Origin of the sequence: Streptomyces sp. NBC_00212, from assembly GCF_045206365.1 — a bacterium.
In the GTDB taxonomy this organism is placed as follows: Bacteria; Actinomycetota; Actinomycetes; order Streptomycetales; family Streptomycetaceae; genus Streptomyces.
On sequence record NZ_CP108115.1, the window covers coordinates 5,112,993 to 5,136,548 of the forward strand.

Here is a 23,556-nt window from a genome sequence, read left to right on the forward strand (position 1 = left end):
ACGCGACCGGCATCACACCCAGCTGTCCAGCCACATCCGGCTGCGCCACGCGTCGAGGGGGATCGCGGTGCCGGTGTAGATCGGCCAGAAGTACACGAAGTTCCACACGATCAGCAGGACGAGCACACCCGCCCCGATCGCCCCCACCGCACGCCGTCGCTCGTCCGAGCCCGGTGGCCCCATGATCGCGCCGATCATCATCGCCACCGCGAGACACAGGAACGGCACGAACACGACCGCGTAGAAGAAGAAGATCGTCCGCTCCTGGTACATGAACCAGGGCAGGTACCCGGCCGCGATGCCGCACGCGATCGCGCCGGCCCGCCAGTCGCGCCGGAAGATCCAGCGCCACAGGACGTAGAGAAGCGCGAAGCAGGCGGCCCACCACAGCAGCGGGGTGCCGAGCGCGAGGACCTCGGAGGCGCACTTGCCGGCCGTGTTGGAGGGGCAGCCCTGGGTGCCGGGGGCGGGGCTCTCGTAGTAGTACGAGACGGGCCGGCCGAGCACCAGCCAGCTCCACGGGTTCGACTGGTAGGTGTGGCCCTCGGTGAGGCCGACGTGGAAGCTGTAGACCTCGGTCTCGTAGTGCCAGAAGCTGCGCAGCGAGGCCGGCACCCAGCTCAGGTCGAACTGCGGCAGGTGGTTGATGGTGCCGATGACCGGGAGCTTGATGTGGTCGGGGGACAGGCCCGCGCGGCCGTCCGCCCAGTGCCGGCCGTACCCCTTGTCGGTGACGAACCAGCCCGTCCACGACGCCATGTACGTGGCGATCGCGACCGGCACCGTGGAGAGGAACGCCCAGAACGCGTCCCGGCGAAGGACCGCCCGGTAGGGGGTGACCGCCCCCGCCGTGCGCCGGGCGCCCACGTCCCACAGGACGGCCATCACGCAGAAGAAGGCCAGGATGTAGAGGCCGTTCCACTTGGTGCCGCAGGCCAGGCCGAGCATGATCCCGGCGCCGAGCCGCCAGGGCCGCCAGCCGAACCTCAAGGTCGCCGCGATCTCCGCGTCCGGGCGCAGCAGTCCGTCCTCGCCCTCGGGCAGCGCGGCCGCGAGTTTCGCTCTCGTACGGTCGCGGTCGACGAGGAGGCAGCCGAACGCGGCCACCACGAAGAACATGAGGACGGTGTCGAGCAGTGCGGTGCGGCTCATCACGAAGTGCAGCCCGTCGACCGCGAGCAGCGTGCCCGCGAGGCACCCCAGGAACGTCGAGCGGAACAGGCGCCGCCCGATCCGGCAGATCAGCAGCACCGACAGGGTGCCGAGCACGGCGACCATGAAGCGCCAGCCGAACGGCGTGAAGCCGAACATCTTCTCGCCGATGCCGATCAGGTACTTGCCGACCGGCGGGTGCACCACATAGCCCGGCGCGGTCGGCACCGCGATCAGATCGGGGTTGGCGAGGATCGACTTGTCGATGTCCTTCGGCCAGTCGCCCTCGTAGCCGTGGTTGATGAGCGCCCAGGCGTCCTTGGCGTAGTACGTCTCGTCGAATATCACCGCGTGCGGGGCGCCCAGGTGCCAGAACCGCATGAGCCCCGCGACCAGCGTCACCAGGAGCGGCCCCGCCCACGCCGACCAGCGCACGATGCGCGCCGCCCACAGGGGCGGGATGCCGAGCACCGTCCACAGCTGCCCCGAGGGCCGGGTGAACGGAGGCACCAGACGCTCGCGCAGCCCGGTTCTCGGCCGCACGACATGGCCGAACCGGCGCATGCGGTGCGGCCAGGAGGGCGGCTCGTCCCCGGCTTCGTGGCCCGGCAGGGTCTGTGGCGCAGTACTGGTCACCGCGCCATCGTAGGGAACCCGGCTGTGCGAGTCCCGTGGCCGGGCCCGGCGGCCCGGCCGTCGCCGGGCTGCGAGGATGGTTGGTGTGACCGGAACTCTCGTACTCGCAGGCACCCCCATCGGCGACACCGCGGACGCCCCGCCCCGGCTCGCCGCCGAACTGGAGCGGGCCGACGTCGTCGCCGCCGAGGACACCCGGCGCCTTCGCCGCCTCACCCAGGCGCTCGGCGTGCACACCCATGGCCGGGTCCTCTCCTACTTCGAGGGCAACGAGTCGGCGCGCACCCCCGAACTGGTCGAGGCCCTCGAAGGCGGCGCCCGGGTGCTGCTCGTCACCGACGCGGGCATGCCGTCGGTCTCCGACCCCGGGTACCGCCTGGTCGCGGCCTGCGTGGAGAAGGACATCAAGGTCACGGCGGTGCCGGGCCCCTCGGCGGTGCTGACCGCGCTCGCCCTGTCCGGGCTTCCCGTGGACCGCTTCTGCTTCGAGGGGTTCCTGCCGCGCAAGGCCGGCGAGCGCCTCGGCCGGTTGCGTGAGGTCGCCGACGAGCGGCGCACGCTGGTCTACTTCGAGGCCCCGCACCGGCTCGACGACACCCTGGCCGCGATGGCCGAGGTGTTCGGCGCCGGGCGGCGCGCGGCGGTGTGCCGGGAGCTGACCAAGACGTACGAGGAGGTCAAGCGCGGCCCCCTGAAGGACCTCGCCGAGTGGGCGGCCGAGGGTGTGCGCGGCGAGATCACCGTCGTGGTCGAGGGCGCGCCCCAGACGGGCCCGGCCGATCTGGACGAGGCCGAGCTGGTCAGGCGCGTACAGGTCCGGGAAGAGGCGGGGGAGCGGCGCAAGGAGGCCATCGCGGCCGTCGCCGTCGAGACGGGTCTACCCAAGCGCGAGGTGTTCGACGCGGTAGTGGCGGCAAAGAATGCGGCACGTCAGGGCCCCGCCGCAGGTAAAGGACTATCGTAAAAAGTAAAACGCAGGCCGCGCACCGGGGCAGGGAAAAGCACGCAGCCCTAGGAAAGGCCAAGACCACGCCAACTCTCGACAGCCCCTGATGCGTTTTGGCAGCGAAAGGCGTCTCCTGGATCGGGGACGCTTTCGCCCCCGCTCGCAAGAGCGCTCGCAAGAGCTTGTCCAGCGGACAAGAGGAGCCGGCACATGAGTGAGATCGCTGAGACCACGGCACACGAGGCGTATGCCTTCGCGTGCATGAGGTGCGGATACGGCTGGGAACAGGCGTACGAAATAGAGCACCACACAGACGCCACTGGCCAGGCATTCGTCATATACAAGGCCAACGGCGAACGGGTGCCCTCCCCGCTGTCCGCCCCCACCTGCCTCAACTGCGGCGGGCACGTGGTGCGCATCATGCGTGCCGGGCGGGTGTCGTCCGCACAGCAGTGGCTCAAGGACCACGAGGCGAAGCCGGCCAAGTCCGAGCTGGAAGACACCGCCGAGACCGCTGCGAAGCCGGAGCACCACTGGCACCTGTCGGACCTCCTGCATCCCTTCCACCGGAAGTAGGCGCCCGCACGTACGCGACCGGTCGCGTACGGGGGCGCGCCCCTTTCGTAGGATCGCCCGTATGAGTGCCGCCAAGGATGCCCCGCCGCCCCTGCCCGAACCGCTCGGAGTGGCGGTGGCCGATTCGCACACCCACCTGGACATGCAGGACGGCACGGTCGAACAGGCCCTGGAGAAGGCCGCGGCCGTGGGCGTCACCACCGTGGTCCAGGTGGGCTGCGACGTGAAGGGCTCCCGGTGGGCGGCGGAGACCGCCGAGGCGTACGCGCCCGTGCACGCGGCCGTGGCCCTGCACCCCAACGAAGCCCCCCGGATCGTCCACGGAGACCCCGACGGCTGGTCGCGCCAAGGCGCGCGCGGCCCCGGCGGCGACGGCGCGCTGGACGAGGCCCTCGCCGAGATCGAGCGGCTCGCCGCCCTGCCGTGGGTCAAGGCCGTCGGCGAGACCGGCCTCGACTACTACCGCACGGGACCCGAGGGCAAGGCCGCCCAGGAGCGGTCCTTCCGGGCGCACATCGAGATCGCCAAGCGGCAGGGCAAGGCGCTCGTCATCCACGATCGCGAGGCGCACGCCGATGTGCTGCGTATTCTGCGCGAGGAAGGCGCACCGGAACGCACGGTCTTCCACTGTTATTCCGGCGACGCGGAAATGGCCGAACTCTGCGCCGAATCCGGGTACTTCATGTCCTTCGCGGGAAACATGACCTTCAAAAACGCCCAGCCGCTGCGCGACGCTCTCGCCGTCGCCCCGCTGGAACTCGTTCTCGTCGAGACCGACGCGCCGTTTCTCACCCCGGCTCCGTACCGCGGACGGCCCAATGCGCCGTATCTCATTCCGGTCACGGTACGGGCCATGGCGGCCGTGAAGGGCATCGGCGAAGACGTGCTGGCCGCGGCGATCGCGGACAACACTGCGCGCGCGTTTGATTACTGACCGATAACAGGATCCGGTCGCGCCGAGCGGTGCACAGGGTAGCGCCACGACGCTGTGTAGTCGAGTTGCTTTGGAGAGTGACCGCTGCTCCGCTAGTGTCCCGGCCCGCACCATCGGACCGGACCCTGGAGCGTCGTGAGCAATTCGCAGGGCAGTCACCGTGCCGCACGCGGCGGCAACCGCGCCGCGACCGCCACGGCAACGCCTCCGTACGGGGTCGCCGCGGGCACCGCAGAGGCGTCCGCGCCCCCCTTCGGCTCCCGCGCGCCCCGTTACGACGGCTTCACGCCCGCCTACGCGGACCACGAGACCCTGATCGCCCCGGTGCCCGTCCCCGAGCAGCGCGCACCCGTGCCACCCCGCCCAGAACGCCGAGAACGCCAGGACGCAGAGCCCGGAGGGCGGGCCGGGGCGCGCCGGGCGGCCCGGCGCCGCAAGTCCTCGGGCGGGCCCGAGGGCCTGCGCAGGCTCGTCCCGCAGGCCCTCGTCGTCGCGTTCCTGGCGGGCGGCACCTCCGCGTTCGTCGTCAGCGACAAGGCGGTCCACCTGACCGTCGACGGCGTACCGCGCACCATGCACACCTTCGCCGACAGCGTCGAGGAGCTCCTGGCCGACGAGCACGTGCCGGTCGGGGCGCACGACCTCGTGGCGCCCGGCCCCGGCGCGGAGCTCGCCGGCGGCGACGAGGTCGTGGTGCGCTACGGCCGCCCCGTCCAGCTCACCCTCGACGGCCAGCGCCGCCAGGTGTGGACGACCGCCCGCACCGTCGACGGGGCCCTGCGCCAGCTCGGCGTGCGCGCCGAAGGTGCCTATCTGTCGGTGTCCCGCTCCTTGGAGATCGGCCGCGCGGGCCTCTCCCTGGACGTACGCACCGAACGCTCGGTGACCTTCCTCGCGGACGGCCGCGAACGCACCCTGCGCACCAACGCGGCCACGGTCTCCGGTGCCCTGGAGGAAGCGGGCATCTCGCTGCAGGGCCAGGACACGACCTCCGTACCCCCGATGTCCTTCCCCCGCGACGGCCAGACGGTCACGGTCATGCGGATCAGCGGAACGAGGGAGGTGCGCGAGGAGCTCATCCCCTTCAAGGTCGAGAAGACCAAGGACGACACGCTGTTCACGGGTACGCAGGTCGTGGTCCGCCAGGGCCGGCAGGGCGCCCGCAAGGTCACGTACGCGCTGCGGACGGTCAACGGGGTCAAGCAGAGGCCGAAGAAGATCGCCGAGGAGATCGTGCGCGAGGCGGTCACCCAGCAGGTCAAGGTCGGCACCAAGGCACTGCCCGCCTCGGTGGGCGGCGCCGACCACCTCAACTGGAGCGGCCTGGCCCACTGCGAGTCGGGCGGCCGCCCGAGCGCCCTCGACCCGTCCGGCACGTACGGCGGGCTCTACCAGTTCGACGCGGGCACCTGGCACTCGCTCGGCGGCAGCGGGCGGCCCGAGCAGGCACCGGCGGGCGAGCAGACGTTCCGGGCGAAGAAGCTGTTCGTGACCAGGGGAGCGAGCCCGTGGCCGCACTGCGGCCGTAGGCTGTATCGGTGAGCACCACTGAGCCCGACGCACTCCTTACCCCCGCCGACATCCGCGAACTGGCCGCGGCGCTTGGCGTACGCCCCACCAAGCAGCGCGGCCAGAACTTCGTCATCGACGCCAACACGGTCCGCCGCATCGTGCGGACCGCCGAGGTCCGCCCCGACGACGTGGTGGTCGAGGTGGGCCCGGGCCTGGGCTCGCTGACCCTGGCGCTGCTCGAAGCGGCGGACCGGGTGGTGGCGGTGGAGATCGACGACGTACTGGCGTCGGCGCTCCCCTCGACGATCGCGGCACGCATGCCGAGCCGTGCGGACCGTTTCGCTCTGGTCCACTCCGACGCGATGCTGGTCAAGGACCTGCCGGGCCCGCCCCCCACGGCACTCGTGGCGAACCTCCCGTACAACGTGGCGGTCCCGGTCCTCCTCCACATGCTGGACCGCTTCCCGAGCATCGAACGCACCCTGGTCATGGTCCAGGCGGAGGTCGCGGACCGCCTCGCGGCGAAGCCGGGCAACAAGGTGTACGGGGTGCCTTCGGTGAAGGCGAACTGGTACGCGGAGGTGAAGCGGGCGGGGTCGATCGGCCGGAACGTGTTCTGGCCGGCGCCGAACGTGGACTCCGGGCTGGTGTCGCTGGTGCGGCGTACGTCCCCGGTGGAGACGACGGCCTCCAAGGCGGAGGTCTTCGCGGCCGTGGACGCGGCGTTCGCGCAGCGCCGCAAGACCCTGCGGGCGGCGCTGTCGGGCTGGGCGGGCTCGCCTGCGGCGGCCGAGGCGGCCCTGGTTGCGGCGGGGGTTTCTCCGCAGGCGCGGGGCGAGGGGTTGACGGTGGAGGAATTCGCCCGGATCGCAGAGAACCGCCCGAGCTAGGACCGCCTGCGGCGAGCCATTCCCCAGCCCGCCCCTTCCCGAGACCCGCCGGGGGAGTTCGTTCGGCTGCGGGCCGTGGGTGGTTGCTCGCGCAGTTCCCCGCGCCCCTATCAGGGTGGATGCGGGCATACCCAGCCCGTCATGGGGGTCCCCCCTGGCCCTTAAGGCCTTGGGGGAGTTTGAGGACGAGCGCCCTTAAGGCGCGAACGGGGTCTGGGGCGGAGCCCCAGGGGCCTTCCCCCCGGAGGCCACGCGGCGGAGCCGCAGAGTGTTGCAGCGGGAAGGGGCGGGGTGGGGGAAAATGAAGCCGCCCGCACCCGAAGGAGCCACGTGACCCCCCGCACCGTCACCGTCCGCGTCCCCGCCAAGGTCAACGCCCAACTGGCCGTGGGCCCCGCCCGCCCCGACGGGTTCCACGACCTCGCCAACGTGTTCCTCGCCGTCGCCCTCTACGACACCGTCACGGTGACCCCCGCCGACGAGCTCCGCATCACCTGCACCGGCCCGGACGCGGAACAGGTCCCCCTGGACCGCACCAACCTGGCCGCCCGAGCGGCGGAACTCCTCGCGGCCCGGCACGGCATCGAGCCCAACGTCCACATCCACATCGACAAGGACATCCCCGTAGCGGGCGGCATGGCAGGCGGCAGCGCGGACGGCGCGGGCGCGCTCCTGGCCTGCGACGCCCTGTGGGGTACGGGCGCCGAACAGTCCCAACTCCTCGACATCTGCGCCGAGTTGGGCAGCGACGTCCCGTTCAGCCTGGTCGGCGGAGCAGCCCTCGGTACGGGACGCGGCGAGAAGCTCACCCCGCTGGAAGTCGGCGGCACCTTCCACTGGGTGTTCGCGGTGGCGGACGGCGGCCTGTCCACCCCGGCGGTCTACCGGGAGTTCGACCGCCTCACCCTGGACGCCCCCGCCCCCGTAGCCTCCCCGGCTCTCCTGGACGCACTCCGCACCGGCGACCCGAAGGCCCTCGCGGCCGCCCTCACCAACGACCTGCAGCCCGCCGCCCTGTCCCTGCGCCCCTCCTTGGCGGACACCCTGGAGACGGGCAAGCAGGCGGGCGCCCTGGCCACCCTGGTCTCAGGCTCGGGCCCGACGACGGCTTTCCTGTGCGCAGACCCCGAAGCGGCGACCAAGGTCGCGACGGCCCTCACCGCATCGGGCACCTGCCGCACCGCGCGGGTGGCCTCGTCACCGGCACAGGGGGCGACGGTGCTGCCGGGCTGAGATCAGAGCTCGTCGATCGCGGTGAGGTCGAGGTCGATGGCGTAGGGCTTGCCGACCTTGAGCCGGTCGCGCTGCATGCCCATGTGTACGTACGCCTTGGTGAGCGGGTCGAGCTCGTAGACGTGAACCACCGGCTCGTCGCCGGTGCCGCCCCGCTCGACCCGCCAGAAGTTCGGGATCCCAGCGGCGGCGTACTTCTGCGGCTTCGTCGTACGGTCCCGGGACTCGGAATCCGGGGAGACGACTTCGACGGCGAGCAGCACGTCTTCCGCGCGAAAGCTCATCTGGTCCGGCCCAGTGATCGCGGAAGCCTGAACCACGCTGACGTCGGGCGTGAGGCCATTGCGGCTGTCCAGTACGACGGTCATGTTCCGGGTGACCTTGAACTCGGTTGGCAGGTCACGGCGTACGCCGCCGACCAGCAGGTCGACCACGACCGAGTGGAACATGCGCTGCGGGCTCGCGAAGACCAGGCTCCCGTCGATCAGCTCGGTGCGCGACGGGAGCTCGGGCAGCGTGAACAGGTCGTCCACGGTGTAGCCGTCCCGAGGCGGCCGGGGTCACTGGTACTCGACGGGCTCGTCAGCGTTCATGGTTTCGTCCATGGACGGGATCCTTCGGCACGCCCGTCCACAGTGACCGCCGCTTTCCGACCGCGTCACCACGAAGCGTGACGCAGCCGTGTCCTGTTCGACCCAGGCCGGTCGTCAGCCCCGGTGCCCCGCGACGAACGCGGTCCACGCCCGCGCCGAGACGGCGAACTGCGGACCCTGCTTGTCCTTGGAGTCGCGTACGTGGACGGTGGCGGGGCAGACCGCGACCTCTACGCAGTTGTCGCCCTGGCCGCTGCTGTAGCTCGACTTGTGCCAGGCGAGGGCGACTTCTATGCAGTCGTCGCCCTGGGGGCTGCTGTAGCTGGACTTGAACCAGGCGAGTTCACTGGCGCTCATAGGGCTCCTCGGATTCGCTCCAGCAGGCCCCTTGACTTGGCAGGGGTGAGGGCCTGCGAGCGCAGTGTCGCATACAGGCGGTAGAGCAGCGCCACCTCATTTGGGTCGGAGATCAGGCGGCCGTTCAACTGGCCTTCGGAATAGGCGTGTCGGCGACCGTCGGGTAGTTCCAGCAGGCGCAGCGGGCCTGCGAGGCCAGCGTGCTCCGTGGACTCCAACGGCATGATCTGCAACACCACGTTGCGAGGCTCGGTGAGAGCTAGCACATGGTCCAACAGGCCGCGTGTGACCTCCGGTCCGCCGATGCCGCGTCGGAAGACGTGCTCCTCGACGACGAAGCTGTACGAGACGTGGGGGCGGTCGCACAGGAGCCGCTGTCGCTGCATGCGGGCCACCACCTTGGCCTCCAACTCCTCGTCGGTCAGCGGGGGAAGGGCGTTGCCGAAGGTCACCTGTGCGTACGCCTCCGACTGCAACAGGCCCGGTACCAACCGGCATTCGTACGTGTCCAGGCTGTCCGCGAGCCGCTCATACCTCGCCCACTGGCGGAACCACGCCGCCAACCCCGGATGCCGGGTCAGATGGCGGTACGCCTTCTTCAGCGCGCCCGTCCCGCCCAGGGCCGGCTCCGCTCGGTCCACGAAGTCGCGGTCCGGCATGCGGCGGCCCAACTCGATCGATTCCACGGTGTGTTTGGAGAAGCGGACCAGCGAGGCGAGCTCTTCGCGGGTGAGGCCGGCGTGTTCGCGCAGGCCCTGCACGAAGGCCCCGAACGTCTTCAGGCTGTCGGACGAAACGGGCTCGCCCGCGCCGTACTCCCAGTCCTCGGTCATGTGCCGCCACCTTCCGGTGAGTTGATCTCCCCGCTCAACTCACCCAGGGTGACCGCTCGCGACCGTACCGTCCACCCTCCGTGTCCGTACGCTCGCTCAGCGTACGGACCGGGGCGTCATGGCGTCGGCTTCATGCTGGACTTCGCCAGCTCGTACGCCGGGAGCATTTCCGTCTGCTCCTGCGTGTCCAGGCCGGACAGGTGCAGGACGAGCGTGCCCTTCGGGGTGACCACCGCCAGTGCCCGCTCCTGCTTCGACTCGTCCATCAGCTTGTTGTACGTCTCGAAGACGACCTCGGTCGCGGGGAGCGAGCCCGCCTTGATCTCCTCGTACGTCGCCTTGCTCGCGTTCTTGTTCGCGCCGACGAACGCCTCCAGGGCCGAGCGGGGCGTGCCCGACTTGGCGTCCTCGGTCCAGGCTCGCAGGAAGCCGACGTTCCCCGCCGGCTTCGCGTCCATCTCGCACGCCATCGTGAACGGGCCCTGCTTGCTGAGCCCGGCGAGCGGGGAGTCCGCAGCCTCCGGCTCCACCGGCTTCGCCTTCCACTTGGCCGCCAGGTCGAAGGCCACCGGCAGTGTGCACGCCGAGCCCGCCGCCCCCACCGCGGAGCCCTTGGCCGCCGTCGCCGTCGCCCCGCCCTGCGAGGGCTTCGCCGGGGCCGACGGCGCCGCCTTCTCCTCGCCGCACCCCGTCAGTGCCGCCCCCGCCAGCGCCAGCGCCACCGCGCCCCGCACCACATTCCGCACATTCCGCTTCATGAGCCCCCGCCCCTTTACAACTCGTAATCCCCAGGTCTTGAACCTCGGATTACCGAACATGTGATCCCCTGATCGCGCACCGCACGCTATCCGACCCCTCGCGGCGACTACCCTGGACGACGATCCATCCCCCTGCTCAGGAGTGAAATGGCCGTCAACCTGGTCAATGTCGAGGCAGTCAGCAAGGTGTACGGGACCCGTGCCCTGCTCGACGGTGTTTCCCTCGGCGTCTCCGAAGGTGACCGGATCGGTGTCGTAGGGCGCAACGGCGACGGCAAGACCACCCTGATCCGGATGCTCGCCCAGCTGGAGGAGCCGGACACCGGGCGGGTCACACACGTGGGCGGGCTGCGCCTCGGCGTGCTCACCCAGCACGACTCGCTCGACCCCGAGGCCACCGTCCGGCACGAGGTCATCGGCGACCTCGCCGACCACGAGTGGGCCGGCAACGCCAAGATCCGTGACGTCCTTACGGGCCTGTTCGGCGGGCTCGACCTGCCCGGCTTCGCGCAGGGCCTCGACACCGTCATCGCGCCCCTTTCCGGCGGCGAGCGGCGCCGCATCGCGCTGGCCAAGCTGCTCATCGGTGAGCCGGATCTGATTGTTCTTGATGAGCCGACCAACCATTTGGATGTGGAAGGCATCAGCTGGCTCGCCCGGCACCTCCAGGCCCGGCGGTCCGCGCTCGTCTGCGTCACCCACGACCGCTGGTTCCTCGACCAGGTCTGCACCCGCATGTGGGACGTCCAGCGGGGGTCGGTGTTCGAGTACGAGGGCGGGTACTCCGACTACGTCTTCGCGCGGGCCGAGCGCGAGCGCATCGCCGCCACCGAGGAGGTCAAGCGGCAGAACCTGATGCGCAAGGAGCTCGCCTGGCTGCGCCGCGGTGCCCCGGCCCGTACCTCCAAGCCGCGCTACCGCATCGAGGCCGCCAACGAGCTCATCGCCGACGTGCCGCCGCCGCGCGACACCAGCGAGCTGATGAAGTTCGCGAACGCCCGGCTCGGCAAGACCGTCTTCGACCTGGAGGACGTGACCGTCCAGGCGGGCGAGAAGCTGCTGCTCAAGCACCTGACCTGGCAGCTCGGCCCCGGCGACCGCATCGGCCTGGTCGGCGTGAACGGCGCGGGCAAGACCTCGCTGCTCCGCGCACTGACCGAGGCCTGGCGCACCGCGGGCGAGGCGCAGCCGGTGGCCGGCAAGGTCGTCGTCGGCAAGACCGTGAAGCTCGCCTACCTCTCCCAGGACGTCGCCGAACTCCCGCCCGCCCTGCGGGTGTTGGAGGCCGTCCAGCAGATCCGCGACCGCGTCGACCTCGGCAAGGGCCGCGAGATGACCGCCGGGCAGCTCTGCGAGCAGTTCGGCTTCTCGAAGGAGAAGCAGTGGACGCCTGTCGGTGACCTCTCCGGTGGTGAGCGGCGGCGGCTCCAGCTGCTCCGTCTGCTCATGGACGAGCCCAACGTGCTCTTCCTCGACGAGCCCACCAACGACCTCGACATCGAGACCCTGACCCAGCTGGAGGACCTCCTCGACGGCTGGCCGGGCTCCATGGTCGTCATCTCCCACGACCGGTTCTTCATCGAGCGCACCACCGACCACGTGTGGGCGCTGCTCGGCGACGCCACGCTGCGGATGCTGCCGCGCGGCATCGACGAGTACCTGGAGCGCAGGCAGCGGATGATCGAGTCCGCGCCGGCTCCGGTCGCGGCCCCCGCCGCCAGGCCCACGAGCGCGGTCTCGGCGCAGGACGCCCGCGCCGCCAAGAAGGAACTCCAGAAGGTCGAGCGGCAGCTCAACAAGATCTCCGACCGCGAGACCAATCTGCATGCGCAAATCGCCGATAACGCCACGGACTTCGGCAAGGTGGCGAAACTGGACGCCGAGCTGCGCGAACTGATCGCCGAGCGCGACGAGTTGGAGATGCGCTGGCTCGAACTGGCCGAGGAGGCCTGAGGCACACCCTTACGAACGTCTTGCGGCGCTTGCGTAGAGACGGCGTACAGAGTCAGTAACGGCGGCATTACGGGCCGGTTCTCCCTTGGGAACAGGGGTGACCGGCCCGTGGCGCGTAGTGCTCCGAGTGATAGAAAGTAGCTCCGTTCGACTGACGTAAAGACGTAAAGACGCAAATTCGGGGGTATCTCGCTGTGACTCAGCCGCCCAGTTCGCAACCACCACAGGGTGGCTTCGGAGCACCGCAGGACAAGCCTCAGGGACCGCCGGCCCAGCCGCCGCAGATGCCGGCCGCGCCGCCTACTCCACCGGCCCAGCCACCGCAGATGCCGCCCGCTCCGCCGGCCGGAGCGCCCGGCTACGGCTACCCGCAGACGCCCCCGCAGCAGCCGGGTTACGGCTACCCGCAGACCTCGCCCCAGCAGCCTGGTTACGGCTACCCGGGCCAGCCTCCGACGGGCCCCAACCCGTATGCGCAGACCCAGCAGGGCGGCTACGGCTACCCCGGTCAGCCGCAGTACCCGGGCGCCCCGGTGCCGCCGCAGGGCGGTGGCAAGAACCCGTTCAAGGGCAAGCCCGGGGCGATCGTGGCCGCGGCGGTCGCGGGCCTCCTGGTCATAGGCGGCGGCGCGTACTTCATGTTCAGCGGCAGCAGCGACAACAAGAAGCCCGTCGCCGACAAGAGTCACGGCGCACAGCCCTCCGGCTCGGCCTCCGTCGACAAGGGCGACGGCAAGGGCAACGGCGGCAGCGACTCCAGCGACATCAACGCCGGGATCAAGGACGGCGAGGCGCGGGTCTGGCTGCACGAGAACGAGACCGCGCTGACCCAGAACGGCGCCGAGCAGCACGGCCCCTGGCGGCTGGGCGACGTCGTCGTCAAGGCCATGTACAAGGAGGTCGTCGGCTACGCCGTGGCGGACGGCAAGGAGAAGTGGAAGGTGTCCCTGGACACCCCCATCTGCAGCGCCCCGCACGACACCACCGCGGACGGAAAAATCGTCTTCGGCGTCCAGGAGAACAACACCAAGGACGCCAAGTGCAATCAGCTCCAGATGGTCGACCTGGCGGCCGGCAAGGCGGGCTGGAAGGCTCCGGTGCCGTCGGAGGGCCTATTCGACATCATGGTCGGCGGCGACATGGCGATCAGCGGCAACACCGTGGTGCTTGCCCGCATGGGCGGCGCGAGCGGCTTCTCCATCACCGACGGCAAGAAGCTGTACGGCACCCCGAAGACCGGTAACTGCCGCTCCGACGCGTTCGCGGGCGGCCCCAAGCTGATCTCCGTGGGCACCTGCAGCGACCCGAACAACACCAGCATGGACGCCCCGCAGTCGGAGCTCCTGCAGGAGCTGGACCCGGCGACCGGCCAGCCCAAGTGGAACTACCAGTACGACAAGGGCTGGTCGATCCGGCGCATCTACTCGATGGACCCGCTGGTCGTCTACGCCACCAACAAGGACAAGAAGACGTGGAACATCTCCACCTTCACCCCTGACGGCAAGGTCCGCTCGCAGGTCGACTCCAAGTCTCAACTGACCGCGAACTGCAGCGGGTTCGGCATCGTCGACCGCCAGCTCCAGGACTGCTCGGGCACGGCCGCCGACGCCAACACCCTCTACATCTCCACCGAGGGCAAGGACGCCGGCGACCTCGGGGTCGGCCGCAGCAACGACATCGTCGCCATCGACCTCGGCACCGGCAAGGAGAAGTGGCACGCGGCCGCGCCCAAGGGCCGCATGATGGAGCCGCTGGCCGTGGAGGGCGGCAAGGTCGTGGTCTACATCGAGCCCGGCATCGACGACGAGGGGGCCGCGATCGCGACCCTGCCGCCGACCGGCGGCACGCCGACGATCACGCTGCAGAGCCCGTCGGCGGCCGCCAGCACCGAGCAAGCCTTCTTCAGCCCCCGCATCACGTGGGCGGGCGGGCGCGTCTTCCTCCTCAACGGGCGAGTGAACAGCCCCAAGGGCGACCAGAGGGACAACTCGATCCTGTCCTTCGGCAAGTGACGCCCCAACTCCCCGTCCCCGCCTTCCAGTCAGAGGTCTCCCCGGCATGAGCCAGCCACCCCAGCCACCATCGCAGCCCCCGCAGCCCGAGGACGCGCCCAAGGGCTTCGGCGCCCCGCAGCAGCCCCCGGCCCCCGGGTTCGGCGCGCCCCAGGAGCCGGCGGCGCCCGGCTTCGGCGCGCCCACCCCGCCGCCGCCCGCAGGACCGCCGAGCACCCCGCCGCCCGCGGCGGCCCCGGCGTACGGCTACCCGCAGGCGCCCGGGCAGCAGCCCGGCTACGGCTACCCGCAGACCCCGCCCCCGCAGCAGCCGGGCTACGGCTACCCGGGCCAGCCGCAGCAGCCGGGCCAGCCCGGTCAGCCCGGTTACGGATACCCGACGCCGCAGCCCGCCACCCAGCCGATGCAGCCGCAGTACGCGACGCCGGGCGCGCCCGTGCCCGGCGGTCAGGGCGGCGGCGGCAAGAAGCTCAACACGCAGATGACGATCATCATCGCGGCGGTCGTCGCGGTGGGCCTGATCGTCGGCGGCGGCATCTGGTACGCGGGCAAGGACGACGGCAAGAGCGACGCCAAGCAGGGCGACACCGGCGGCGCCAAGGGCGACGGCGGCAGCGCGACCGGAGGCGGCGGCAAGGAGAAGGTCCCCGCCAACACCGCCGGCAAGGTGCTCTTCCAGACCCCCCAGCCCAAGGTCACCGACCTCACCTCGGTGCACGGCTCCTGGCTCACCGACAAGGTGTACGCCAAGTCGGGCGTCAAGGAGATCGTCGGCTACGACCCGGTCAAGGGCACCCAGCTCTGGAAGCTCCCGCTGACCGGCAACGTCTGCGAGTCCACCACGCACGTCTCGGCCGACGGCAAGACCGCGTTCGCCTTCGAGAGCCAGGAGGCCGGCGCCAAGGTCGCCTCCTGCACCGAGGTCGCCGGCCTCGACCTCAACACCGGCAAGCTGCTGTGGCAGGCGGACATCAAGGGCGCCAACGGCGACCGCAAGACCCGCTTCGACGAGGTCACCCTGGGCGCGGGCACCGTCGCCGCGGGCGGCCTCGACGGCGGCGCGGCCTGGGACGTGAACACCGGCAAGGAACTGTGGAAGCCCACCACCACCGCCGACCAGTGCAAGGACGTCGGCTACGGCGGCGGTGACGCGCTCGTGGCGGTCCGCAAGTGCGGCGACTACGACAAGCCCACCATCAACATCCAGACGCTCGACCCCAAGTCGGGCCAGCCGATCTCGACGTACAAGATGCTGCCCGGCATCCAGTACGCCCACATCGTCTCCACCAGCCCGCTGGTGCTCGCCGCCGACGTCGGCGAGAGCGCGGGCGACGGCAGCGGCATCTCGGACTTCTTCTCCGTCGACGCCAAGACCGGCAAGCTGCTCGCCCGCATCCCGGCACCCGGCGACAAGTACGCCGCCGACTGTGACGGCACCTCCGTAGAGAAGTGCACGATGGTCGCGGCCGGCAACGGCAGGCTGTACGTGCCGACCGAGCAGCACGAGAACGCCGCCGGCTCCAGCTCGGTGGGCCGCACCAACGAGATCGTCGCCTTCGACCTCACCACCGGCCAGCCCGTGCCCGGCAAGGCGGACGCGGGCGACGGCTACACGCTGTACCCGATGCGCATGGACGGCAACAACGTCATCGCGTACAAGGACGCCCCGTACGACAAGGGCACCCAGGTCGTCAGCATCGACGGCGGCAGCCTCAAGTCGACGCTGCTCCTGGAGAACCCGGCCGACCGTGCGGTCCGCGACGCGATCACGTCGTTCTCGCCGAAGTACTCCGAGATGCTCTACGGCAACGGCCGCCTGTACCTGGGCGCGGTGCTCCTGAGCAAGCCGTACTCGGCGAGCGACGCCGACAAGAAGTTCCTGTTCATGGCGACCGGCACCGGCTGAGGCGCGGGTCCGGCGAAGGCCCCGGCGGCGGAGAACGAACTCCGCCGCCGGGGCCTTTCGCTTTTTCCGCACCCCGTTTCGGCCATCTGTTCCCTCGCAGGTCGGGGGCGTGCAGGGATTCGGAACGGGCTGAGTTTGCTTCATCCACTCCCCCTCCTTCTTCCTCAACCGGGCCTGAATGCCGGAGAATTCGGCATTCCGGGGGCTTCTTACCGGTAAGGGGCGCGCGGCGTCGAACAAGCGTGTAGCTTGCCGGGGCAAGAGGGGCCGGGGACCGGGGGGTCCGAGTGGGCTGCCCTCAGCTCGTAGAGCTGGGGAGAGTCCAGGGGATGGGGGTAGCTCGATGGGCGTGCGGCTCATGGTGGTCGACGACCACCGGCTGCTCGCCGAGGCACTCGCCTCGGCGCTGAAACTGCGGGGCCACCGGGTGCTCGCCGCGGCGGCTCCGGTCGCCGGGGCCGCCGAACTGGTGGTGAGCCGGGCGCCCGAGGTGTGCCTGCTTGGCACGGCCTCGCCCGCCGAACCGGGGGTGTTCGACCCGATCGTACGGATCAAACGGGAGCGGCCGCAGGTGGCCGTGGTGGTGCTCGGCCCGGTGCCGAGCCCGCGCGGCATCGCGGCGGCGTTCGCGGCGGGGGCGTCGGGTTACGTGCGCCACGACGAGCGCATAGAGGGCGTCGAGCGGGCGATGGTGAAAGCGAGGGCCGGTGAGGCGGCGGTGGCCCCGCAGCTGTTGCAGGGCGCGTTCGCCGAACTCCTCAACCCGGCGGCCCAGCCCGACGACGAGGGCCAGCGCCTCCTCCAACTCCTGACGCCCCGCGAGGTGGAGGTCCTGGTCAGGGTGGCGGACGGCGAGGACACCCGGCTGATCGCGGCGGGCATGGGAATAGCGCCCTCCACCGCGCGGACCCACGTCCAGCGGGTCCTGATGAAGCTGGGGGTGGGCTCCCGCCTGGAGGCGGCGGCGCTGGCCGCGCGAACGGGCCTACTGGACCGGGTCACCCCGAGCCAGTGAATGCACCCCTTGGGGCTCCGCCCCAGACCCTGGGAGGCCCCACCCCACCCCACCCCTTCCCGAAACCCGCCGGGGGTTGGGAAGGGGGGAAGCCGGGTTTCCTGGGGCTCCGCCCCAGACCCCGTTCGCGCCTTGAGGGCGCTCGTCCTCAATCGCCGGACGGGCTGAAATGCTCCGGTGCGGGCCAGCACCGGTCCTGCTAGGGGCGCGGGGCTGTGACATTGTGCGGCTCCGCCGCGCGGGCGCGACCAGCCAGCCACGGTCCGCACCCAACCACCCCGCACCCCGCAGAACGCGCTACTCCCCGGACGTAGGCGTAGGCGGAGCCGTAGGCCGCAGTTTCAGCCACACCAGGAAGAACACCCCCAGAGCCAGCATCCCCAACCCGGTCCAGAGGTTGATGTTGACTCCCTGCGCCTTCTTCAGATCCGCGTCGGACGCGAAGACCCCCGCCCCGCCGACAATCACCCCGTACAGGGTGAACAGCCCGCCGATGATCCGGCGGATGTCGAACAACCGGGCCGCCGACGCCGACTTCCGCTCCAACTCGGAGACTTCACGCTGCAGTTCAGACATTTAAAGAGGCCTCCGGTCAGAACGAGTAGGGCACGTAGCAGAGCGCGGCCAGCGCGATCGCGCCCCAGCCGAGCAGGGCGGGCCGGCGGTACCAGGCGGCGTCGCCCTCGGCGGGCGGCTCCTCGACGCCGGGCGACTTCGTCCCGTACACCAGACCCGCCAGCTCAGCCGCCGGCTTCGGCTCGGTGAACAGCGTGACGACGACCATCACGACCGCACCCGCCACGAAGCCGACGATCGCCGAGACGAAGTTCGCGCCCTGGTCGGTCGGGATCGACACGACACCCTGCTTGTAGATCCAGAAGTAGTTGACCATCGCCGCCGTGGTGCCCGCGAACAGCCCCCACACCCCGGACTTCACCGACGCCCGCTTCCAGAACATCCCGATCACGAACACCACGAACATCGGCACGTTGAAGAAGGAGAACAGCGTCTGGAGGTAGCCCATGATGTTGGAGAAGGACGAGGCGATGAACGCCGTGCCGATGGACGCCAGAACCCCGATCGCGGTGATCAGACGCCCGAACCGGAGGTAGTAGCCGTCCGGCTGGTCCTTCTTCACGTACTTGGCCCAGATGTCGTACGTGAACACGGTGTTGAAGGACGACACGTTCGCCGCCATGCCCGCCATGAACGCCGCGAGCAGACCGGTCACCGCGATGCCGAGCACGCCGTTGGGCAACAGCTCCTGCATGAGCATCGGGATCGCGTCGTTGTACGTGAGGTCCGAGCCCGCCGTGCCGATCTTCGGCACGAGTACGGCCGCGACGAGGCCGGGGATCATGACCAGGAACACGATGAACATCTTCGGGAACGCGGCGATCAGCGGGGTCCGCCGGGCGGCGCTCAGGTTCTTCGCGGACAGCGCCCGCTGCACCTCGGCGAAGTTGGTCGTCCAGTAGCCGAAGGACAGCACGAAGCCGAGCCCGAGCACGATGGTCAGCCAGTTCGCGCCCAGCGGGTTGGCCTGGCCGATGCCGGTGCCGCCCCACGCGGACAGGAAGTTGTCGCCGTGGCTGGTCTTGAGCGAGCTCGTCAGGCCGTCCCAGCCGCCGACCCGCTTCAGGCCCAGGATGGTCAGCGGTATGAGCGCGGCCAGGATCACGAAGAACTGGAGCACCTCGTTGTAGATCGCCGAGGAGAGCCCGCCGATGGTGATGTACGCGAGCACGAACAGCCCGGCGACGACGATCGCCACCCACTGCGGCCAGCCGAGCAGCGCCTCCACGACGATCGACAGGGCGTACAGGTTGACGCCCGCGATCAGCACGGCGGCGAACGCGAACAGCACCGAGGCGAGCAGGTGCGCCGACTTGTCGAAGCGCTGGAGCAGGAACTCCGGTACGGAGCGGACCTTCGACCCGTAGTAGAAGGGCATCATCACGAGCCCGAGGAAGACCATCGCCGGGATCGCGCCGATCCAGTACCAGTGCACGACCGCGACGCCGTACTGGGCGCCCGTCGCGGACATGCCCAGGATCTCGGTGGCGCCGAGGTTGGCGGCGACGAAGGCGAGCCCGGTCACCCAGGCCGGCAGCGACCGGCCCGACAGGAAGAAGTCGAGGCTGGTCTTCACGCTGGCGCGGGCGGCGAAGCCGATGCCCAGAACGACGATGAAGTAGATCGCCAGAATCGTGTAGTCGAGCCCGTTGGTGGGGAGCCGTAGCCCCGCGGCCAGGTATTGCATGCGTACTCGCTTCGTCGCGCTTACTGATCCGGACGGGAACCTACGCCTCCATGTTCAGAAACTGAACAGTTTTGATGAGATTGTTTGTTTGATTGTGATCGAGCGTGGATCGCCGCCGGAGCTGCCGCCGTACTTGATCATCCATAGCAACCGCTTGCACGCCCATTGACGGAGCCTGTTGGCTTGTGGTTTGTTGTGTGCGGTTCTGTTGGATGGTGGAGGTTGCAGGTGAAGAAGACGTCGACCCGGCTCGCCGACGGTCGTGAGCTGCTCTACTACGACTTGCGGGACGACCTCGTACGGGACGAGACGGACCGCCGCCCCCTCGACCCGGTCTCGACCGCGTCCGAGATCCGCCGCGACCCGCTGCTCGGCGACGCCGTGGCCGTCGCCTCCCACCGCCAGGGCCGCACCTACCACCCACCCGCCGACGAATGCCCGCTCTGCCCGTCGCGCGACGGGCGCCTCAGCGAGATCCCGGCCGCCGACTACGACGTCGTCGTCTTCGAGAACCGCTTCCCCTCGCTCGCGGGCGAATCCGGGCGCTGCGAGGTCGTCTGCTTCACCCCCGACCACGACGCCTCCTTCGCCGACCTCACCGAGGAGCAGGCCGCGCTCGTCCTGGAGGCCTGGACCGACCGCACCGCCGAACTCGCCGAACTCCCGCAGGTCCAGCAGGTGTTCTGCTTCGAGAACCGGGGCGCCGAAATAGGCGTCACCCTCGGCCACCCGCACGGCCAGATCTACGGCTACCCCTTCACCACCCCGCGCACCGCCCTGATGCTCCGCTCGCTCGCCGAGCACCGCGAGCGCACGGGCGGCCGCAACCTCTTCGACGACGTGGTCGAGCGGGAGCTCGCCGACGGCGACCGGGTGGTCCTCGACGGCGAACACTGGGTGGCGTTCGTGCCGTACGCCGCGCACTGGCCGTACGAGGTCCATCTGCACCCCAAGCGGCGCGTCCCGGACCTGCGGGAGCTCGACGACGGCGCGCGCACAGAGTTCCCACAGATGTATCTGGAACTCTTGAGGCGATTCGACCGGATCTTCGGTCCCGACGAGCCGCCCACCCCCTACATCGCCGCCTGGCACCAGGCGCCGTTCCGGGGCGAGGGCGCCGCCGACCGTGCGGAGTTCGGGCTCCATCTTGAGCTTTTCACCATCCGACGCACTTCCGGCAAGCTGAAGTACCTCGCCGGTTCCGAGTCCGGCATGAGCGTGTTCATCAACGACGTGCCGCCGGAGGCCGCGGCCGAGCGACTGCGAGAGGCGGCAAGCAAGTGAGCAAGTACCTGGTGACGGGCGGTGCGGGGTACGTGGGCAGCGTGGTGGCGGCCCACCTGGTCGAGGCCGGCCACGAGGTGACCGTCCTGGACGACCTCTCCACGGGCTTTTGCGAGGCGGTCCCGGCGGGTGCCGAGTTCATCGAGGCCCGCATTCAGGACGCGGCCAAGTGGCTGGACTCCTCCTTCGACGCGGTGCTCCACTTCGCGGCGTTCTCGCAGGTGGGCGAGTCGGTGCTGAACCCGGAGAAGTACTGGTCGAACAACGTGGGCGGCACGATGGCGCTGCTCGCGGCGATGCGGGACGCGGATGTACGCACACTGGTCTTCTCCTCCACGGCCGCGACCTACGGCGAGCCGGTCTCGACCCCGATCACCGAGACCGACCCGACGGCCCCGACCAGCCCCTACGGCGCGTCCAAGCTGGCGGTCGACCACATGATCGCGGGCGAGTGCACGGCCCACGGCCTGGCGGCGGTGTCGCTGCGATACTTCAACGTGGCGGGCGCGTACGGGAGTTGCGGCGAGCGCCACGAGCCGGAGTCGCACCTGATCCCGCTGGTGCTGCAAGTGGCGCTGGGGGAGCGGGAGTCGATCTCGATCTACGGCGACGACTACCCGACCCCCGACGGCACTTGCGTCCGGGACTACATCCACGTGGCGGACCTGGCGGAGGCGCACCTGCTCGCCCTTGACGCGGCGACGGCGGGCGAGCACCTGGTCTGCAACCTGGGCAACGGCAACGGGTTCTCGGTCCGCGAGGTCGTGGAGACCGCGCGCAAGGTGACCGGGCACCCGATCCCGGAGGTCGTCGCGGGCCGGCGCGGCGGCGACCCGGCGGTCCTGGTGGCCTCCGCGGCGCGCGCCCACGACCGCCTGGGCTGGCAGCCCGCGCGCGCCGACCTCGCCGGAATCGTGGCGGACGCCTGGGCGTTCGCGCGGCGGACGGAGCACGCGGGTGAGTGAAGTGGCCGCCGCCTTCAGGGAGTTGTACGGGTCGGAGCCGGACGGGGTGTGGGCGGCGCCCGGCCGGGTCAACCTCATCGGCGAGTACACCGACTTCAACGAGGGCTTCGTCATGCCGCTCGCCCTGCCGCACACGGCGGTGGCGGCGGTGGCCCGGCGGGCGGACGGGGTGCTGCGGATCCACTCGGCGGACATCGAGGGCCCGCTCGTGGAGCTCCGGATCGACGAGCTGGAACCGCTGTCCGGCGCGGGCTGGGCGGCGTACCCGGCGGGAGTGGCGTGGGCGCTGCGACAGGCGGGCCACGAGGTGACCGGCGCCGACATCCACCTGACGTCGACGGTACCGACGGGCGCGGGCCTGTCGTCGTCGGCGGCGCTGGAGGTGGTGACGGGTCTGGCGCTGCGGGATGTGTTCCAACTGTCTTTGTCCATGGAGGAGTTGGCAGGGATTGCACAGAAGGCGGAGAACGCCTTCGTCGGGGTCCCGTGCGGAATCATGGACCAGACGGCGTCGGCGTGCTGCACGGAGGGCCACGTGCTGCACTTGGACGCGAGGGACCTGAGCCGACGCCAGATCCCGTTCGACCTGCCGGCGCACGGACTGCGGCTCCTGGTCGTGGACACCCGCGTGAAGCACGCGCTGGGGGACGGCGCGTACGCCGAACGGCGCGCCGGCTGCGAGCGGGGCGCGCGGGAGCTGGGTGTACGGACCCTGCGCGAGGTGGAATTCGCGCAACTCCAGTATGTGCTGGGCCAGTTGTCCTCCCTCCCGACCGTACGGGACTACGTGCGGCATGTGGTGAGCGACAACGAGCGGGTGGAGCGGGTGGCGGCGCTGCTGGCGGCGGGCGACGTCCGGGGTGTGGGCCCGGTCCTGACCGAGGGCCACGCTTCCCTGCGGGACGATCTGCGGGTGTCCTGCGCGGAGCTGGACCTGGTGGTCGAGACGGCGGTGGCGGCGGGGGCGCTGGGCGCGCGCATGACCGGCGGGGGTTTCGGCGGCTCGGCGATCGTACTGGTGGAGGAGGCTGAGCTGGGCCCGGTGACGAAGGCCCTGGTGACAGCCTTCGAGGGGGCCGGCCTGACCCGCCCGAGGGTGTTCGAGGCGGTGCCGTCGGAGGGGGCGAGGCGGGTGGGGTGAGGGGGGCTTTCCCTCCATCCCGCCCCTACCCCGCTGTGACGCGCTGCGGCTGCGCCGCGTGGCTCCGGGGAGGGGGTTCGTCGGCCCGGCGGGGTGTGCGCTGGGGCTCTGCCCCAGACCCCGTGGGCCCCTCCCCGCCCCTTCCCTAGACCCTCCGGGGGTGGGTGGGTTGGTGGGTTCGGCTCCGGCCTGGGGCGGGTAGGTGGTTCGGGTGCGGGCCTTGCGTGGTTGCTCGCGCAGTTCCCCGCGCCCCTAGCAGGATGGTGCTGGGCCGGGTCGGCATCTTCAGCCCGTCCGGCGTTTGAGGACGAGCGCCGTTCAGGCGCGAACGGGGGTCCGGGGGCGGAGCCCCCGAAAAGGGGTGCAGGGGACGGAGTCCCCGCGGGGGTTCGAGGGGCGCAGCCCCTCAAGGGGGTCTGGGGCGGAGCCCCAGGGGTCGACGCATCCAACCCCCTGCATGGGCGGGCGGGTGGGCCAACTCCCCGGGGGTGCAGGGGGCGGAGCCCCCGCAGGGGGGGGCTGGGGGCGTAGCCCCCAGAAGCCGAACCGTCCCACCCGCGTCACGGGTGGGTGGGTGGGAAAACCCCCGGGGTCTGG

At 70.5% G+C, this 23,556-nt stretch carries 20 protein-coding genes; 13 read left to right on the forward strand and 7 right to left on the reverse strand.

Annotation, left to right across the window (positions count from 1 at the left end; all coding sequences use genetic code 11):
- Positions 1-12 precede the first annotated feature (12 nt).
- Positions 13-1,788, reverse strand: a complete 1,776-nt coding sequence (locus OHA17_RS23530) for a dolichyl-phosphate-mannose--protein mannosyltransferase (protein ID WP_406508247.1) — start codon at positions 1,786-1,788, stop codon at positions 13-15.
- Between the two features lie 76 nt (positions 1,789-1,864).
- Between OHA17_RS23530 and rsmI the strand changes: the two genes are divergently transcribed.
- The 6 genes from rsmI (at position 1,865) to OHA17_RS23560 (ending at position 7,879) form a co-directional block, all read left to right on the forward strand.
- Positions 1,865-2,752, forward strand: a complete 888-nt coding sequence (gene rsmI, locus OHA17_RS23535) for a 16S rRNA (cytidine(1402)-2'-O)-methyltransferase (RefSeq protein WP_406508248.1) — start codon at positions 1,865-1,867, stop codon at positions 2,750-2,752.
- Positions 2,753-2,944: 192 nt separating this feature from the next.
- On the forward strand, positions 2,945-3,310 hold the full coding sequence (locus OHA17_RS23540; protein WP_406508249.1) for a hypothetical protein: 366 nt from the start codon (positions 2,945-2,947) through the stop codon (positions 3,308-3,310).
- A gap of 61 nt (positions 3,311-3,371) precedes the next feature.
- Positions 3,372-4,244 carry a TatD family hydrolase gene (locus OHA17_RS23545; protein WP_053729621.1) on the forward strand — a complete coding sequence of 291 codons (873 nt, stop codon included), beginning with the start codon at positions 3,372-3,374 and terminating at the stop codon, positions 4,242-4,244.
- 135 nt (positions 4,245-4,379) lie between these two features.
- Positions 4,380-5,786 carry a ubiquitin-like domain-containing protein gene (locus OHA17_RS23550; protein ID WP_406508250.1) on the forward strand — a complete coding sequence of 469 codons (1,407 nt, stop codon included), beginning with the start codon at positions 4,380-4,382 and terminating at the stop codon, positions 5,784-5,786.
- Positions 5,783-6,646 (forward strand): 16S rRNA (adenine(1518)-N(6)/adenine(1519)-N(6))-dimethyltransferase RsmA, encoded by an 864-nt coding sequence (gene rsmA / locus OHA17_RS23555; RefSeq protein WP_406508251.1) that lies wholly within the window; start codon positions 5,783-5,785, stop codon positions 6,644-6,646. Before OHA17_RS23550 ends, rsmA begins: the two co-directional genes overlap by 4 nt.
- Positions 6,647-6,976: 330 nt before the next feature.
- Complete coding sequence (locus OHA17_RS23560) at positions 6,977-7,879, forward strand: 4-(cytidine 5'-diphospho)-2-C-methyl-D-erythritol kinase (protein WP_406508252.1); 903 nt, start codon at positions 6,977-6,979, stop codon at positions 7,877-7,879.
- A 2-nt stretch (positions 7,880-7,881) separates the two neighbouring features.
- On the opposite strand, the gene OHA17_RS23565 is transcribed toward OHA17_RS23560, so the two are convergent.
- The 4 genes from OHA17_RS23565 to OHA17_RS23580 form a co-directional block, all read right to left on the reverse strand.
- Positions 7,882-8,412: a Uma2 family endonuclease gene (locus tag OHA17_RS23565; RefSeq protein ID WP_406508253.1), complete on the reverse strand. Its 531-nt coding sequence runs from the start codon at positions 8,410-8,412 to the stop codon at positions 7,882-7,884.
- A 174-nt stretch (positions 8,413-8,586) separates the two neighbouring features.
- On the reverse strand, positions 8,587-8,829 hold the full coding sequence (locus OHA17_RS23570; protein WP_406508254.1) for a DUF397 domain-containing protein: 243 nt from the start codon (positions 8,827-8,829) through the stop codon (positions 8,587-8,589).
- Complete coding sequence (locus OHA17_RS23575) at positions 8,826-9,662, reverse strand: Scr1 family TA system antitoxin-like transcriptional regulator (protein ID WP_406508255.1); 837 nt, start codon at positions 9,660-9,662, stop codon at positions 8,826-8,828. Before OHA17_RS23575 ends, OHA17_RS23570 begins: the two co-directional genes overlap by 4 nt.
- Before the next feature lie 116 nt (positions 9,663-9,778).
- Entirely contained in the window at positions 9,779-10,420 is a 642-nt protein-coding gene (locus tag OHA17_RS23580; protein ID WP_406508256.1) for a lipoprotein, read from the reverse strand.
- A gap of 147 nt (positions 10,421-10,567) precedes the next feature.
- Between OHA17_RS23580 and OHA17_RS23585 the strand changes: the two genes are divergently transcribed.
- From OHA17_RS23585 to OHA17_RS23600, 4 genes are all read left to right on the forward strand, one after another.
- Complete coding sequence (locus tag OHA17_RS23585) at positions 10,568-12,373, forward strand: ABC-F family ATP-binding cassette domain-containing protein (protein WP_406508257.1); 1,806 nt, start codon at positions 10,568-10,570, stop codon at positions 12,371-12,373.
- A 326-nt stretch (positions 12,374-12,699) separates the two neighbouring features.
- Complete coding sequence (locus tag OHA17_RS23590; RefSeq protein WP_406508258.1) at positions 12,700-14,385, forward strand: PQQ-binding-like beta-propeller repeat protein; 1,686 nt, start codon at positions 12,700-12,702, stop codon at positions 14,383-14,385.
- Positions 14,386-14,431: 46 nt separating this feature from the next.
- Positions 14,432-16,291 carry a PQQ-binding-like beta-propeller repeat protein gene (locus tag OHA17_RS23595; protein WP_406508259.1) on the forward strand — a complete coding sequence of 620 codons (1,860 nt, stop codon included), beginning with the start codon at positions 14,432-14,434 and terminating at the stop codon, positions 16,289-16,291.
- Between the two features lie 343 nt (positions 16,292-16,634).
- Complete coding sequence (locus tag OHA17_RS23600; protein WP_053729630.1) at positions 16,635-17,306, forward strand: LuxR C-terminal-related transcriptional regulator; 672 nt, start codon at positions 16,635-16,637, stop codon at positions 17,304-17,306.
- Positions 17,307-17,603: 297 nt separating this feature from the next.
- Here the strand turns inward: OHA17_RS23600 and OHA17_RS23605 are convergent, their stop codons facing one another.
- Entirely contained in the window at positions 17,604-17,882 is a 279-nt protein-coding gene (locus tag OHA17_RS23605) for a hypothetical protein (protein WP_053729631.1), read from the reverse strand.
- A 16-nt stretch (positions 17,883-17,898) separates the two neighbouring features.
- Positions 17,899-19,569, reverse strand: a complete 1,671-nt coding sequence (locus OHA17_RS23610) for a sodium:solute symporter family protein (protein WP_406508260.1) — start codon at positions 19,567-19,569, stop codon at positions 17,899-17,901.
- Between the two features lie 228 nt (positions 19,570-19,797).
- Between OHA17_RS23610 and galT the strand changes: the two genes are divergently transcribed.
- The 3 genes from galT to galK are packed head-to-tail and all read left to right on the forward strand — an operon-like array spanning position 19,798 to position 22,959.
- Positions 19,798-20,853 (forward strand): galactose-1-phosphate uridylyltransferase, encoded by a 1,056-nt coding sequence (galT, locus tag OHA17_RS23615; RefSeq protein ID WP_406508261.1) that lies wholly within the window; start codon positions 19,798-19,800, stop codon positions 20,851-20,853.
- Positions 20,850-21,818 carry a UDP-glucose 4-epimerase GalE gene (galE, locus tag OHA17_RS23620; protein WP_406508262.1) on the forward strand — a complete coding sequence of 323 codons (969 nt, stop codon included), beginning with the start codon at positions 20,850-20,852 and terminating at the stop codon, positions 21,816-21,818. The genes galT and galE overlap by 4 nt, the downstream gene beginning before the upstream one ends.
- Positions 21,811-22,959 (forward strand): galactokinase, encoded by a 1,149-nt coding sequence (gene galK / locus OHA17_RS23625; protein ID WP_406508263.1) that lies wholly within the window; start codon positions 21,811-21,813, stop codon positions 22,957-22,959. The genes galE and galK overlap by 8 nt, the downstream gene beginning before the upstream one ends.
- Positions 22,960-23,556 lie beyond the last annotated feature (597 nt).

Excerpts from the sequence above, each read along its gene's own strand:
- rsmI (WP_406508248.1), top strand. The coding sequence starts at position 1,865 with ATGGTTGGTGTGACCGGAACTCTCGTACTCGCAGGCACCCCCATCGGC.
- OHA17_RS23540 (WP_406508249.1), top strand. The coding sequence starts at position 2,945 with ATGAGTGAGATCGCTGAGACCACGGCACACGAGGCGTATGCCTTCGCG.
- OHA17_RS23545 (WP_053729621.1), top strand. The coding sequence starts at position 3,372 with ATGAGTGCCGCCAAGGATGCCCCGCCGCCCCTGCCCGAACCGCTCGGA.
- OHA17_RS23570 (WP_406508254.1), bottom strand. The coding sequence starts at position 8,829 with ATGAGCGCCAGTGAACTCGCCTGGTTCAAGTCCAGCTACAGCAGCCCC.
- OHA17_RS23575 (WP_406508255.1), bottom strand. The coding sequence starts at position 9,662 with ATGACCGAGGACTGGGAGTACGGCGCGGGCGAGCCCGTTTCGTCCGAC.
- OHA17_RS23580 (WP_406508256.1), bottom strand. The coding sequence starts at position 10,420 with ATGAAGCGGAATGTGCGGAATGTGGTGCGGGGCGCGGTGGCGCTGGCG.
- OHA17_RS23585 (WP_406508257.1), top strand. The coding sequence starts at position 10,568 with ATGGCCGTCAACCTGGTCAATGTCGAGGCAGTCAGCAAGGTGTACGGG.
- OHA17_RS23590 (WP_406508258.1), top strand. The coding sequence starts at position 12,700 with ATGCCGCCCGCTCCGCCGGCCGGAGCGCCCGGCTACGGCTACCCGCAG.
- OHA17_RS23595 (WP_406508259.1), top strand. The coding sequence starts at position 14,432 with ATGAGCCAGCCACCCCAGCCACCATCGCAGCCCCCGCAGCCCGAGGAC.
- OHA17_RS23600 (WP_053729630.1), top strand. The coding sequence starts at position 16,635 with ATGGGCGTGCGGCTCATGGTGGTCGACGACCACCGGCTGCTCGCCGAG.
- OHA17_RS23605 (WP_053729631.1), bottom strand. The coding sequence starts at position 17,882 with ATGTCTGAACTGCAGCGTGAAGTCTCCGAGTTGGAGCGGAAGTCGGCG.
- OHA17_RS23610 (WP_406508260.1), bottom strand. The coding sequence starts at position 19,569 with ATGCAATACCTGGCCGCGGGGCTACGGCTCCCCACCAACGGGCTCGAC.